Below are 14,228 nucleotides of genomic sequence, written 5' to 3' on the forward strand. Positions count from 1 at the left end.
CTTTATTTCCTCGGTCTTTCTATGCATTTTCCAGCCCAGAATGGCAATGATTAGAGTGAGAACAATGGATAGGATTTGAAAAAAGGAATCATTCATATTGTAGTCGGCTAGGGAACTAAGTCTGGATTACTGCTGTATTTATTTTAAGAGAAAAGAGAAATCGCAGCAAGCGAGGGGGGCTTACTGCGATTTGTCGTGTGTGAGATGCCAAGAGCGAAATTACTTCACTTCTTCAAAGTCGGCATCGGTCACATCTTGAGCGTTGCTTCCATTGTCTTGCGAGGGGTTGCCTCCGTCGGCTCCGGGTTGTGCCCCTTCGGGGTTACCACCGGTTGCGCGGTACATTTCTTCGCTTGCTGCATGGAACGCTGTGTTGAGGGCTTCCATAGCCTTGTCGATAGCGGGGAGATCTTCGGCCTTGTGTGCCTTCTTGAGGTCTTCGAGGGCGGCTTCGATCGGAGCTTTCTTGTCGGCAGGGAGTTTATCTCCTAGCTCTTTTAGTTGCTTCTCGGTCGTGAAGATCATCGTATCGGCTTGATTTATCTTTTCGATACGCTCCTTATTCTGACGGTCGGCATCGGCATTGGCCTGAGCATCTGCCTTCATGCGGTTGATTTCTTCTTCGCTAAGACCGCTGGAGGCTTCGATACGAATCTTCTGTTCCTTGCCCGTAGCTTTGTCTACTGCCGATACGTTGAGGATACCGTTTGCGTCGATGTCGAAGGTAACTTCGATCTGAGGTACCCCACGAGGAGCAGGCGTAATGCCATCGAGATTGAAGCGACCAATGCTCTTATTGTCCTTAGCCATGGAGCGTTCGCCCTGCAATACGTGGATCTCTACAGAGGGCTGATTGTCTGCGGCTGTGGAGAAAACCTGGCTCTTGCGGGTTGGGATCGTTGTATTGGCTTCGATAAGATGCGTCATTACACCACCTAGGGTTTCGAGACCCAAAGAGAGGGGAGTAACGTCGAGGAGCAATACATCTTTTACTTCTCCGGTGAGCACACCTCCTTGGATGGCAGCACCTACGGCTACTACTTCGTCCGGATTAACCCCCTTAGAAGGAGCCTTACCGAAGATCTTTTGTACCTTTTCTTGGATAGCCGGGATACGAGTAGAACCTCCAACAAGGATTACTTCGTCGATCTGCGAGGGGCTGAGGTTGGCATCTTTGAGCGCCTGCAAGCAAGGGGCTTCACATGCTTGGATCAGTTTGTCGCTGAGCTGTTCGAACTTAGCACGAGAGAGGGTACGTACAAGGTGCTTGGGGATACCATTGACGGGCATGATGTAGGGAAGGTTGATGTCCGTAGAGGTGCTTGACGAAAGTTCTATCTTGGCTTTTTCGGCGGCTTCTTTGAGGCGTTGGAGAGCCATAGGGTCTTGACGTAGGTCGATACCTTCGTCGGCCTTAAACTCTTCTGCAAGCCAGTCGATGATAACGTGGTCGAAGTCGTCTCCACCGAGGTGTGTATCACCGTTGGTAGACTTCACTTCAAATACTCCATCGCCTAGTTCGAGGATAGAAATATCGAACGTACCCCCACCCAAGTCGAAGACGGCAATCTTCATATCCTTATTGGCTTTGTCAAGCCCGTAAGCAAGTGATGCTGCTGTAGGTTCGTTTACGATACGACGTACTTTGAGCCCGGCAATTTCCCCGGCTTCTTTGGTAGCTTGGCGTTGCGCATCGTTGAAGTAGGCAGGTACGGTGATCACCGCTTCGGTCACTTCTTGCCCGAGATAGTCCTCAGCCGTTTTCTTCATCTTCTGCAAGATCATAGCCGAGATTTCTTGAGGCGTATAGAGGCGGCCATCGATATCCACACGAGGAGTATTGTTGTCTCCCTTCACAACTTTGAAGGGGACGCGGTCAATTTCTTTTTGGGCTTGCTCAAAAGTCTCGCCCATAAAGCGCTTGATCGAATAGATGGTTTTGGTAGGGTTGGTGATAGCTTGACGCTTGGCAGGATCGCCCACTTTGCGCTCTCCACCATCTACAAAAGCAACGATAGAGGGAGTGGTGCGCTTGCCTTCGCTGTTGGCAATAACGACGGGTTCGTTCCCTTCGAGTACAGAGACGCACGAATTAGTGGTCCCAAGGTCAATTCCGATAATCTTAGACATAGTATATATCCTTTTCTTTTGTTTTCTCTTTCTTTGGTCGGCTCTCACATTGTGTGAAAGCGCACACCCCCATTCATACAACTACCGTGCCACTCCTTTTTTGCTCCCCTCTATTTCGGTTTATTTTTGGCCTGTTGCGTGTTTAGTTTGCCCTAAGATGGGACAAAATGTCTTCTGATTAGAGAAAGAGGACGGGCGAGTGTTCTACCACGGCTCCTTTCTAGCGGATTTTCCCCACTGAGGCGAGAGACGAAAAATTGCTGCCCAAAACGGAAAAGTTTTTAGGGTAGAATATTTTTATTTTTCAGCCTATTATGGGGAGCATTTCTGGGGGATTTCGGAATTTATTTCACCCGGAGAATCTGTCGAATTCTACCCTGTTTCTTTTTTTCTTAGCTTTGTAGGGGTAAGTTGATCTCGTTCGTAGAGAATTTTTTGGAGAGCGACATTGTCGGACATCTACCGGGGAGCTCCACCCCAAAAAAGATATGGAGCAACGGAATATTCACATAAAAACGGAAGAAAATGAGACGACATTTACTCATTATTTTCTCGCTATTGTTTGCTTTTTCTTGGCAAGCCTCGGCGCAGAAAGAAGAACTCAAGTTTAATGTAAAAGGAGGCTCTACCCAACTAAAGATGCTCTATCGTCTAGCGAATGTGGGCGATAAAGCAGAGGTTACTCTAGGTAATGGGCAGACTCTAACGCTAGAGCAAAAGAAAGAGGGAAAAGAGCTGGAGACTTGTGTGCTAGAGCTCACTCCTAAGGCGGAAGACTACGATCTGACCATAGAAGCCGACAAACTTGTGACCCTATGCATTACTGCGAGCAAATGTGTGAATGGGGTAAAAAGTTTGCAATCGAAGTCACTCGTTCGCCTGAATCTGGACGAAACTAAACTAACAGAAACTCCCGAATTGGACTTTTCCAACTGTCCCAATATCGAGGAAATTACCCTTGGCGGAGCAGATGTTACGGACGTAATTCTTCCTAATAATCCTAAGCTAAAAACCTTTATTGCCAGCCCGGCTCCTTTCTCTCAAAAAGCGATAAAAACGCTAGACTTGAGTGTGTGTAGCCAGCTAGAGACCCTTGGTTTGCAGGGAGTGGCTGTACGCACTATCGACGTGCGTGCATGCAGAGAAACCCTCAAGCAACTGACCATTAGAGGCGTAAGCAATAAGGAATATCCCACAGTGCTTCTCGGGGGAAAAGATCTCAAAAAACTCACCTTGGTCAATATATCCCAATGCGCCATAGGAATGGACGACTTGCCCGATCTGAACGAAATGCAGCTCGATAACTTCAAGATTGGCAAGATGTATTGGCATTATGTAAAGATGGAGCGCGTAAATGCTCTTACGGTAGACTTCAAAAATCTCAAATTCCAAAAGGGGATTTCAGAGACGCCCATAGAAACCAAATTTACATGGTTCCAAAAAGTAGATGGCACTTGGGTCAAAGAGCCTCTAGACAATACCAAGGTAACGGAGAAGGAGGGCATCTTTACGTTCGACCCCTCTATCCTTGATGCAAGTGGTAAGGCCACGGTGCGTTGTAAGGTGGAGAATGCGGGCTATCCCGGTCTTGCCAATAATACCAATACAGGGCTTCTCTCCTATAATATTACGCTCACAGATCCTAGTCTTCTGCTAGAGCTCACGGTTACTAAGGAGTCTATCGGTAAGGATGAGGATGATGAGGATCTCACCGATTTCGACATGACGATGCAGATAGGCGGGGCGCCCAATACCAATATCCAGATCGACTGGGGCGATGGCGAGCGCAAAGATTATACCATTACCTCCTCTGAGGCTCAGCAGGTAAGTGCTACGGTAGATTTGGGTAGCGTGGTACGTATCTATGGAGATGTTACCCTCTTAGATGCCTCTCAAACGCACCTCGTAGGGGTTAAATTGCAGTCGAATGCAAGCAAACTCAAAACCCTACGTCTTGCCCAAAATAAGATTGAATCTATCAATCTAAAGAGAGCTCCCAATCTCGAGGAGTTGAGCGTGACCGACAATAAACTTACATCGCTGGACCTTGCGTTTACACCCGCGCTCTCGGAGTTGTATTGTGGTTATAACACGATTTCCTCGCTAGACCTTGATAAGGTGCCCCTACTATCCGTTCTCAATATCAATAACAATGGGTTCTCTTCTCTAGACACAAAGGTGTTACCGCAACTAGAGATCCTTGTCGCTAGCGACAATACTCTTTCCTCTCTCGACCTAAGCGCCAACAAAAAGCTCCGCTCGATTGACCTGATGAACAATAAACTCACCGAGCTAAAACTTGGGACGAAGGAGCTGCAGCGAGTGCTACTTAATAACAACCTCCTCGCCTCAATTGCTTTTGAGGGTACCGAGGCTCCCAAATTGTATGCTCTAGACCTAGGTAAGAATAATCTCGATGCTTGCTCGATCAACGACTATTTGATGCTGCTCCCCGAGGCTCTAACAGCAGAAAATGCCGGTCCTAATAATGTTGTAAAGTTGGCAGGTAATCCCGGCTCTACTACGTACGATAAGGCTCTTCTCCCTGTGGCAAAAGGGGATGGAGGTCTCACCTGGAAGTCGGATGTAGAGGGCGATGGCACCGGCTGTGCTACCGCCAAAGTATTCGACCTCTCCAATAGAGAGAATGGGTCTGCCAAGCTCCTTGTCTCGGGCACCGAAGTGGCATTTGAAACGCCTATTGCCAAGAATAGCCCTCTCGTGGCTGTGCTCACTCCCAAGCAGGGATACAAGGTGTCGGGTCTCCGCTTCAATGGAAGAGAAGAGAGCGCAAGTAGCAGCAACCCGAATGAGTTCTCCTTCAAGCTTGAGCATAATAGTCGCCTCTTCTACACCTTCGCAGAGGATACGGCTCTCGATGATGTTTTCGCAAGTGCCATTTCCGTGGCTCGTGTAGCAGAGGGGTATCAATTGGGCAATCTCCCCACGGGTGCTACCTACTCGCTCTACTCGGTAGAGGGCGCTTTGTTGGCACAGGGCACTATTGCCCATGGTACGCTCACGCTCTCCCTTGAGCGAGGCAACTACCTTCTCTCCATCAATGGATCTACGCTAAAGCTCGCCTTCTAACTCGGCAATGTGTTTCCATAAATAGGGCTGTATTGGGTTATACAGTCCACGCTATCCACCTCACTTCTCCCCGAGGAGTGGGGTGGTTTTATTTGAGTAAATGGGGGCGATCTCCCCTATAATCTATACCTTTGCAGAGGTGCGATAGCAACAGCAAAATAAGTAACTAAATAGAGAGCATTTATGTCCCCCATTGTATCCCCTTCGCTACTGAGTGCAGACTTCTTGCACCTTGAGGAATCCGTGAAGATGATTAACCAAAGTAATGCCGATTGGCTGCATATAGACGTGATGGATGGGGTCTTTGTTCCTAATCTTTCGTTTGGTTTCCCTATCCTTGAGGCTATTAGTCCGATATGCCGGAAGCCGCTGGATGTCCACCTTATGATTGTGGATCCTTTGAAATTCATTGAGCCGCTTGCCAAAGTGGGGACGCATATCATGAACATTCACTACGAGGTGAGTCCGCATCTTCATCGCTCACTCACGGCCATTCGTGCCGCAGGGATGAAGTCGGGGGTTACCCTCAATCCCCATACTCCCGTGGAAGTACTAGAGGATGTACTTGAGGAGTGCGACCTTGTGCTTCTTATGAGTGTCAATCCCGGTTTTGGAGGGCAAAAATTCATCCATCGCACGTTGGAGAAGACACGCCGCCTACGTCGCATGATCGACGAGAGGGGGCTCGAGACCATCCTTGAGGTGGATGGGGGAGTAAACGCTACCACGGCACCGCTCCTTGTGGAGGCAGGGGCTGATGCACTCGTTGCCGGGAGTTATGTTTTTGGTCATGCCAATCCCTTTGAAGCGATAGATGGACTAAAAGCCCTATGCCGCTGAGGGAAGAGATTCCCCAACGGATTATTTTTAGGCGCCATCCTGCCCTATTGCAAGCGGTTCTCCTTGTGATAGGGCTTTTGTGTGGCTATCGTTATCCCACGTTTTATTCCCCTGTTTTCATTCTCTTAGGGGCTGTCTCTCTTTTTCTTCTGACCTATCTTTCCGCTCTCGCCTTTCGGAGGGTTACCCCTCTACTAAGGCATATTGCGCTAGGTACCACTACATTCGCTCTTGGTTTTATCCTTGCGCAGGTTGATTATAGTCGCTTGGATGGAGCCCCTACGCCTAGGGAAAATGTGTGTGCTATTGCTCACGGCACACCCCGACGAACTGACCGAGGCTATTGGCGTGTAGAGGTCTCTCCTCTCCATGAAGGGGCGGAGAGGGATCTGCTCGTCTACCTCCCTCCCTCGGAGGCTGCACCTATTATCTCTTACGGGGATACCCTCTATCTCTATCCTACCGAGGGGTGCATTTTGTCGTCTACTCCCCTCGGAGCCATCGAAAACCCATCGTACCAACACTATCTTGTAGCGCGTGGCGCCTCTGCGGCTCTCTATCCTCGTAGCTATCGAGTGGTGCTGCGCTCTCGGTGTACCAGCCTAAGAGAGTGGGCAGAAGACCTTCGTATAACCCTCGTGCGAACCTTTGAGCAGCTCCATCTCTCGCCCGAGGAGGCGGATTTGATACGCACTATTAGCCTGGGGATGCGAGATGGATCGAGTGGGGTAGATGCCTCTTTTCGTCACGCAGGAGCTGCGCATTTGCTTTCGGTAAGTGGCTTTCATCTAGTAGTGGTGGTGGGTGTGTTTGCGTTCCTTATCCCACCCACTCGCCATCGGAGGGGGCGTATCGCTCGGGGGCTCTTCCTTATCATGATAGCATGGCTTTTTGCTCTTCTTACAGGGCTTGCTGCTCCCACGGTGCGAGCCGCTACCATGTATACGCTCTATAGTGTGGGCGTTTTGCTTCTTCTCCCTCAAAACAAACTCAATACATTGGCCCTTAGTGCCATCCTGTTATTGCTCTATCATCCGGGGTATGTTTTTGATGTCGGCTTTCAGCTCAGTTACGCAGCTCTCCTCTCCATCCTACTCTATGAGCCTTTCTTTGCGCTCTATGCTCGGCGGCTTTCGCATCCACTGGCACGCTATATTTACCTCTCGTTGTCGGTTTGCCTTTCGGCACAGATACTCACGCTCCCCCTTGTTCTCTATCACTTTGGGAGCTCCTCTGCGCTTTTCCTTTGGAGCAATCTTCCTCTCATGTTGCTGGCAACTTTGCTTATCCCACTGGCTCTGTTGTACGCCATTCTGGCAAGTTTGGGAGTTGCCTTTCCTCTTCTTTCTCAGGGGGTTGAGGCGCTTACGAATGGGCTCTATCAGGCAGCCTCGCTTTTCGACTCGGTGGAGGGTGGGGTCCTCTCTCTGCGGCTGAGTGGAGCCGGTGCCCTAGGTCTTACCGCCTTTTTGCTGGGGATGTACGGCATCCTTACCTACATTGTGGCTCGCTATAAGAGTGTGCGCCTAGCGGCAGGATACACCGGTACGGATCCTTTTGAGGAGGCAAAAAGGAAAGCAAAAAACTCTATGAATGGATAAAAATAGGCTACTTCTGAATATAGTTGTAAGTCTTTTATTTCCAGTAGTATAGCTTCTATACTGGTCGCCCTTTCTTTGCCTTAAATGAATATTTAGTCTGCTTATTTGTAAAACAAATAGGTGCTGTAAATAATTTACATAGCACATTTTGATAGTGTTATTATTGTAATTCTATACTTTTGGTAGTAGGATGGTTGAGTACTAGTTCAAGTGACTTTACCTCACCTCCGTAGCTGATAAGTAATAACATTATAATAGAGTAGTACTATGCAGATCAGTAAAAACGCACAACATTACATCGATCTAGAGCACCGGTTTGGGGCGCATAATTACCATCCTCTAGAGGTGGTATTGTCACGTGGTGAAGGCCCGTTTGTTTGGGACGTAGATGGTAAAAAGTACTTTGACTTTCTCTCTTCGTACAGTGCCGTTAATCAGGGGCATTGTCACCCTAAGATAGTAAAGGCACTTACTGATCAAGCGGCAAAAATATGCCTCACTTCTCGCGCTTTCTACAATGATTGCCTTGGGGAGTATGAGGAGTTTATGCACCATTATTTTGGTTATGACAAGGTTCTGCCCATGAATACGGGTGCAGAGGCCGTAGAGACCGCCCTCAAGTTAGCACGCCGCTGGGCTTATCGGGTAAAGGGAGTGCCCGAAGACGAATCTATTGTAGTGGTTTGTAATGGCAACTTCCACGGACGCACCATTAGTATTATATCTATGAGTAGCGACCCCTCCAGCTATACCGACTATGGCCCCTTTACACCTGGGTTTGCTAAGATAGAGTACAATAATATAGAGCAGCTGAGGGAGGTTTTGGAGTGCGAGGGGTACCGTGTTGCTGCTTTCTTGCTCGAGCCGATACAGGGCGAGGCCGGTGTAATGGTGCCGGATGAGGGGTATCTGAAGGCTTGTTGCGACCTCTGCCACAAGCATCGTGTACTCTTTGTGGCCGATGAAGTGCAGACGGGTATTGCCCGTACGGGTCGCCTCTTGGCTTGTGATCATGAGGGCGTACGTCCCGATATTCTCGTCTTGGGGAAAGCCATCTCGGGGGGTGTATTGCCCGTGAGTGCTGTGCTTGCCGATGATGAGGTAATGCTTACGATTGGTCCGGGTGAGCACGGCTCTACCTTTGGCGGTTTCCCCCTAGCTTGCAAGGTCGCTATAGCGGCTCTCGAGGTGGTGAGAGACGAGCATCTGGCAGAGCATGCCGAAGAGTTGGGGCAGCTTTTCCGCTCAGAACTTGCCAAGATTGATAGTCCGTTTATCGAATTGATTCGAGGGAAGGGATTGCTCAATGCCATCGTGATTAAACCTCGAAATGGGATAGAAGCATGGAATGTATGTGAGCAATTTGCCCAAAATGGACTCCTTGCCAAGCCTACCCATCGTCATATCATCCGTTTGGCTCCGCCGCTCCCCATTACTCGAGAGCAGCTCATGGAGGCCGTTGCCATTATCCGTCGTTCTCTCGAAGAGCTTGCCTAGAGAGAAGCCTGAAGAAATAGATAATCCTCCAACGAAAATAGGACTATGGAGAGACGGCAAGCAACGAACAAAGTACTGATGGTGCGCCCTGCGTCTTTTGGGTTTAATAGCGAGACTGCGGCAAATAATTACTTCCAAAAGGCTGAGGCTCAGAGTAATGACACCGCCGTGCGTGCCCGACGCGAATTTGATGACTATGTGGATCTTTTGCGGCGCAATGGGGTGGATGTGTGGGTAATACAGGATACGCCCCAACCCTATACCCCCGATTCAATTTTTCCCAATAATTGGTTTAGTACCCATATCACGGGCGAGCTTATTCTCTATCCCATGTTTGCTCCCAACAGACAAAAGGAGAGAAAATTATCCGCTCTTGCCACGGTGGGGATGCTGGAGGGGGTGACCAAGATTGTGAATCTCTCCGGCTTCGAAAAGGAACACCTCTATCTTGAGGGTACCGGGAGCATGTGTCTCGACCGCGTCCACAAGAAGGTTTACTACTGCGCCAGTGAGCGATCAAGTGAAAAGGTGGTAGAGGAGTATTGCAGCGAATTGGACTATACAAGTCTTTTCTTTCACTCCTACGATAGCCAAGGGCAGCCCATCTATCATACCAATGTGATGATGACGATTGCCACGGAGTACGCCGTGGTTTGTCTCGAAAGCATCCGAGACGAAGAGGAGCGGCGGCGTGTGGTGGAGAGCCTGGAGGCGAGTGGGCACGAGATTGTGCCCATCACGCTGGAGCAAGTGTGCCACTTTGCCGGCAATATGCTGGAGGTGCTCGACGACAAAGGGCAGTCCCTACTGCTGATGTCTGCCGCTGCCAAAGCCTCCCTCACCCCCGATCAACTACGCACATTACAACGCTATAGCCGCATCTTAGCGCCCGACCTCACCACTATAGAAACAATAGGCGGGGGGAGTGCTCGCTGCATGGTAGCCGAAATATTCATCTAGTAAAATCCCAAGAATACATATGAACAACTCTGTATATCTCTTCGAGAAACCCAAAAACGAACCCGTATATAGTTATGCCCCCGGTACGCCCGAGCGAGAAGCCCTCAAAGCCGCATTGGGTCGCCAAGCCGCCCAAGAGGTGGAGATCCCGATAATCATAGGAGGGAAAGAGTATCGCACAGGAGATATTGGCAACGTGGTGATGCCCCACGATCACAAGCACCGCCTTGGTACTTATCATAAGGCAACGGAGAAAGAGGTGCAACTCGCCATCGATACCGCCCTCAAGGCACGGCACGACTGGAGCCGCCTACCCTGGACGGAGAGAGCCTCCATTATGATGCGTATTGCGCGCCTTATTGCCACAAAGTATCGCTACGAACTCAATGCCTCTCTCATGCTGGGGCAGAGTAAAAACCCCATGCAGGCGGAGATTGATGCCCCCTGTGAGCTTATCGACTTCCTTACCTTTAGCGCCTACTATGCAGGGCAAATCTATAGTGAGCAGCCCTTGAGCGATGCTACCATGCTTAACCGTATGGAGTACAGAGGATTGGAAGGGTTTGTCTTTGCCGTAACGCCTTTCAACTTCACAAGTATTGCCTCCAATCTCAACCTCGCCCCTGCTATGATGGGGAATACAACGGTGTGGAAGCCCTCTTCTACATCGCTCTACAGCAATTACCTCCTTATGAAGATATTTAAGGAGGCCGGGCTACCCGATGGGGTTGTGAACTTTGTGCCCGGGCAAGGGAGCACCATCGGCAAGGTAGTAACTGCGAGTGAGTCGCTTGCCGGATTCCACTTCACGGGCTCTACGGCTACATTCAATTCTATTTGGAAGAGCATTGCCTCGGGTATAGACCGCTACCGCACTTATCCACGTATTGTGGGTGAGACCGGAGGAAAAAACTTTGTTATGGTACACCCTTCTTCCGACGCCCAAGAGGTGGCTGTGGCTCTATTGCGCGGAGCTTTTGAGTATCAAGGGCAGAAGTGCTCGGCAGCAAGTAGAGCCTATATCCCCCGGAGCATGTGGGCGGATGTGAAGAGTCGCCTTGGCGATATGCTTGCAACGGTAAAAATGGGCGATGTGCGCGAGTTTGACAACTTTCTCAATGCGGTGATTGACGAATCCTCTTTCGATAACCTAGCTGCCTATATCCATAGAGCAAAGCAGAGCAACGATGCCGAAATTGTCTTCGGAGGTGCTTGCGATAAGAGCGTAGGTTACTATGTACAACCCACTGTAATACTCGCCAAAACGCCCAATTACGAAACTATGTGTGACGAGCTTTTTGGTCCCGTTCTCACGGTCTATGTGTATCCCGATGGCGAGTATGCTGAGACATTACAGCTCGTTGATCGCACGGCTAAGTACGGCCTTACGGGCTCTATCTTCTCCTACGACCGATACGCCACGGAGCTCGCGCTACAAACTCTGGAGCATGCTGCCGGCAACTTCTACATCAACGACAAACCTACCGGCGCCGTTGTTGGGCAGCAGCCTTTTGGTGGTTCGAGAGCATCGGGTACCAACGACAAGGCCGGAGGCCCGATCAATCTTCTAAAGTGGTGCAGCCCTCGTTGCATCAAAGAGACCTATGCGCCGCCTACGGACTATACCTATCCTTTCCTTAAGTAGAGGATACCTTCTCTGTACAATAAGAGAGCTTGACATTCGCCGTTATTTAGCTCTCTAGACCTTTGAGAAAGGGTGAGAAGCGACCTAAAGAGTTTCCTCTTTTGGGGAGGGCTCGGGTCGCTTTTTTATGTTGATATGCATATAAAAAGAAATGCCCCCAACCTTAGAGGTCGAGAGCATTCGTATCGGGTAGAGAATTAGAGAGTGGATACCTCTCTATTAGTCTTTCTCTTAGAATGTATAGCCGATAGTGGTGAAGGCACTTCTGTGGTAGAGCTTGACTGTTTCGTCGTTGCTCTGGTTGAGAATGCTATGGTCGAAGTTGAAGGAGAGGTTGTAGTGACCGCCAAACTCAAAGCTCCAAGAAACGCGTGTCCCAAGGTCGAAACGCTTAAGAGCGGGGAGTACCTTGCCATTATTGAACCCTTCGAAAGAGATGCCTCCCGAAGGAAGAGTCTCATCCCCTTTGAATAGGTCCACCTCGTAGACTTCTACATTTCCGCCTCCTTTGCTTACTTTCTTGATGGCAGAGCCTCCGATAGCATAGCCGGCATAGAGTCCATAATTGAATCGAAGTCTAAAATCATTATCGCCCAAACTCGTGCCCAAAAGAAGGCTCCCGGAGAGCGTGTGTATGGGAGTACGTACCGTTGTTACTCCTACAATGGGGTTTTGAGATACAATGCGTATACCACGCTGGTTGTAGCTAAACCCGGGGGTGAGGTCTAATAGTCTACCGATAGGGATACGGACGTCTACACCCACCGTGGGGCTTAGAAGGGCTCTTTCAGACTCTACCTTGAGTCCCTTTGTGAGGAGGTTTACATTAGAAGACCCTAGACCGGCATACAAGTGTACGCGTGTAGGGCGATTTCTTCGGTTCTCAACAGTGAAGCGTCTTTCGTTGTGTGTGACAGAGTGTTTTTTTTCGTTCTGAACATGTTTTTGTCCAAAAGCCGGAGCGATGCCCATCGCGAGGATAACGGCTGTAAGGAGAATTTGTTTCATCGTACAACTATTTTATCATTTAGTTTCTGATTGGGAACTAAAGCCTCTTCCTCGTTCCGGAGAGAAAGCTCTTCATTCCTTTTTTTGCAGAGCAAAAATACTATATTTTTAGTGTTTAGGCAACTAATATGTGATTTTTTGGAAGATTGTCGGGTAAAACCTATACTTTTCTTTTGTTGGAAAGGTGGGAGACAGAGGAAGTTTCCCCGAGTTCTACTACCAAAACAAGAAGATACGCCAAAGTAAAAACTCTAACGTATCTTCTCTCTGACCACATAGTAAAGGCTTTTGCTCCTGCAAACAGCCTTTCTGCCGGTTATAGTCTCGTCTTTCTAGATCTTAGTGGAAGATTACTTTGTAGCTCTTATTGCCTATGGCTACGAAGTAAGTGCCTGCAGGATATCCTTCGGTCGCGATATTGACTTCGCTAGATCTGAGGGAGTTGTATCTCTGTAGCATCTCTCCACTCGTATTGAAGAGGTATACATGGGTGTTTGCATTAAGCCCCTGTATCTGTACTCCTGTAGCTGTTTGGGAGATTTTTACCCCGTCTTCATTGATGGGTGCGCAAATGCCGGTAGGGGTAGATCCTGCATATTCTACGGCATTGGTCATAAAGCCTTGGGGGTCTGCTGCTCCATTGACATCGTATGGTGTCCATCCCTTTTTCTTTAGTTCTGCAACTTGTAGGGTATTGCAGACGTTGCTCGTAGGAGAGGGAGTGTTTACGATATAGCAGTGCCCCCAGAGGTCTGCCTTTTCTTCTTCTCCCTCTTCGTTGAACTCCTTGCATTGAGGAATCTTGGAGACGATCTTACCCATTGCTTCTTCCGATATGTTGTTGTCGGAGAGCGTGATTAGGTGCAGATTGGGGAGCATGGATAGATCTAGATCAGAGATATTGTTGATGTGCATGGTCAGCTCTTTGAGTTCCTTATTCTTGCTAACATCAACAGTCTTGAGGTTGTTTTGCTCCAATTCTAGTATTTCTAGATTGGGGAGCATGCTGACATCTATCGTTGTAAGTTCGTTGTCGAAGAGGCTCAGATTGGTGAGTTTAGGGGTCTTACTGAGGTCTATGTTCTTCAGATAATTACCACCAATAGAAAGGAGCTTTAGATTGGGTGTGAGGGAGAGATCTATGTTTTGATGCTGAGTCATGCATAGGTAGAGGCCTGTGAGAGCCGGTACCTTGCTGAGATCGATCTTAGAGATCTTGGTAAAGGAGCAGTCTAGATCAAACATCTCGGGGCATTCGGCTAGCTTAACGCTCTCTAGTTGCTTGTTGAAAGAGGCTACCAGTACGAGTAGCTTTTTAAAGCTGGAGAGGTCTAAGCTCTGGAGGGGAGTGTATTGTATGGATAGCATCTCGCAGCAGTCATTCTCTTCGAGAGGAGGGATTATCTTCTCTAGATCCATACATTCGTATAATTTGAAGTACCGTAAAGCGGTGCATT

The 14,228-nt window shown here is 48.9% G+C and carries 9 protein-coding genes; 6 read left to right on the plus strand and 3 right to left on the minus strand.

Translation table 11 applies throughout. From position 1 onward, the window contains the following. Positions 1-219: 219 nt before the first annotated feature. Complete coding sequence (gene dnaK, locus ACTTHR_RS01930; protein WP_311552151.1) at positions 220-2,130, minus strand: molecular chaperone DnaK; 1,911 nt, start codon at positions 2,128-2,130, stop codon at positions 220-222. 525 nt (positions 2,131-2,655) lie between these two features. Between dnaK and ACTTHR_RS01935 the strand changes: the two genes are divergently transcribed. From ACTTHR_RS01935 to pruA, 6 genes are all read left to right on the plus strand, one after another. After that, positions 2,656-5,220 carry a leucine-rich repeat domain-containing protein gene (locus ACTTHR_RS01935; protein WP_442604988.1) on the plus strand — a complete coding sequence of 855 codons (2,565 nt, stop codon included), beginning with the start codon at positions 2,656-2,658 and terminating at the stop codon, positions 5,218-5,220. Positions 5,221-5,403: 183 nt separating this feature from the next. After that, positions 5,404-6,060, plus strand: coding sequence for a ribulose-phosphate 3-epimerase (rpe, locus tag ACTTHR_RS01940; RefSeq protein ID WP_276774107.1), 657 nt, complete (start codon positions 5,404-5,406; stop codon positions 6,058-6,060). Beyond that, positions 6,051-7,661 carry a ComEC/Rec2 family competence protein gene (locus ACTTHR_RS01945; protein WP_442604989.1) on the plus strand — a complete coding sequence of 537 codons (1,611 nt, stop codon included), beginning with the start codon at positions 6,051-6,053 and terminating at the stop codon, positions 7,659-7,661. Before rpe ends, ACTTHR_RS01945 begins: the two co-directional genes overlap by 10 nt. A 267-nt stretch (positions 7,662-7,928) precedes the next feature. Continuing rightward, on the plus strand, positions 7,929-9,158 hold the full coding sequence (gene rocD / locus ACTTHR_RS01950) for an ornithine--oxo-acid transaminase (RefSeq protein ID WP_442604990.1): 1,230 nt from the start codon (positions 7,929-7,931) through the stop codon (positions 9,156-9,158). Positions 9,159-9,203: 45 nt separating this feature from the next. Then, entirely contained in the window at positions 9,204-10,118 is a 915-nt protein-coding gene (ctlX, locus tag ACTTHR_RS01955; protein ID WP_442604991.1) for a citrulline utilization hydrolase CtlX, read from the plus strand. Positions 10,119-10,137: 19 nt separating this feature from the next. After that, positions 10,138-11,763: an L-glutamate gamma-semialdehyde dehydrogenase gene (pruA, locus tag ACTTHR_RS01960; protein WP_442604992.1), complete on the plus strand. Its 1,626-nt coding sequence runs from the start codon at positions 10,138-10,140 to the stop codon at positions 11,761-11,763. 231 nt (positions 11,764-11,994) lie between these two features. Here the strand turns inward: pruA and ACTTHR_RS01965 are convergent, their stop codons facing one another. Together ACTTHR_RS01965 and ACTTHR_RS01970 are read right to left on the minus strand one after the other, a co-directional pair. Beyond that, on the minus strand, positions 11,995-12,771 hold the full coding sequence (locus tag ACTTHR_RS01965) for an outer membrane beta-barrel protein (RefSeq protein WP_315333425.1): 777 nt from the start codon (positions 12,769-12,771) through the stop codon (positions 11,995-11,997). Positions 12,772-13,110: 339 nt separating this feature from the next. Then, the coding region (locus ACTTHR_RS01970; RefSeq protein ID WP_442604993.1) for a leucine-rich repeat domain-containing protein at positions 13,111-14,228 on the minus strand (1,118 nt) is incomplete at its 5' end.

It is taken from the genome of Porphyromonas endodontalis (assembly GCF_052173515.1).
GTDB classification, from domain to species: domain Bacteria; phylum Bacteroidota; class Bacteroidia; order Bacteroidales; family Porphyromonadaceae; genus Porphyromonas; species Porphyromonas endodontalis_A.

Bases quoted from the DNA above. Each gene is read 5' to 3' on its own strand.
- dnaK (WP_311552151.1), bottom strand. From the start codon at position 2,130: ATGTCTAAGATTATCGGAATTGACCTTGGGACCACTAATTCGTGCGTC.
- ACTTHR_RS01935 (WP_442604988.1), top strand. From the start codon at position 2,656: ATGAGACGACATTTACTCATTATTTTCTCGCTATTGTTTGCTTTTTCT.
- rpe (WP_276774107.1), top strand. From the start codon at position 5,404: ATGTCCCCCATTGTATCCCCTTCGCTACTGAGTGCAGACTTCTTGCAC.
- ACTTHR_RS01945 (WP_442604989.1), top strand. From the start codon at position 6,051: ATGCCGCTGAGGGAAGAGATTCCCCAACGGATTATTTTTAGGCGCCAT.
- rocD (WP_442604990.1), top strand. From the start codon at position 7,929: ATGCAGATCAGTAAAAACGCACAACATTACATCGATCTAGAGCACCGG.
- ctlX (WP_442604991.1), top strand. From the start codon at position 9,204: ATGGAGAGACGGCAAGCAACGAACAAAGTACTGATGGTGCGCCCTGCG.
- pruA (WP_442604992.1), top strand. From the start codon at position 10,138: ATGAACAACTCTGTATATCTCTTCGAGAAACCCAAAAACGAACCCGTA.
- ACTTHR_RS01965 (WP_315333425.1), bottom strand. From the start codon at position 12,771: ATGAAACAAATTCTCCTTACAGCCGTTATCCTCGCGATGGGCATCGCT.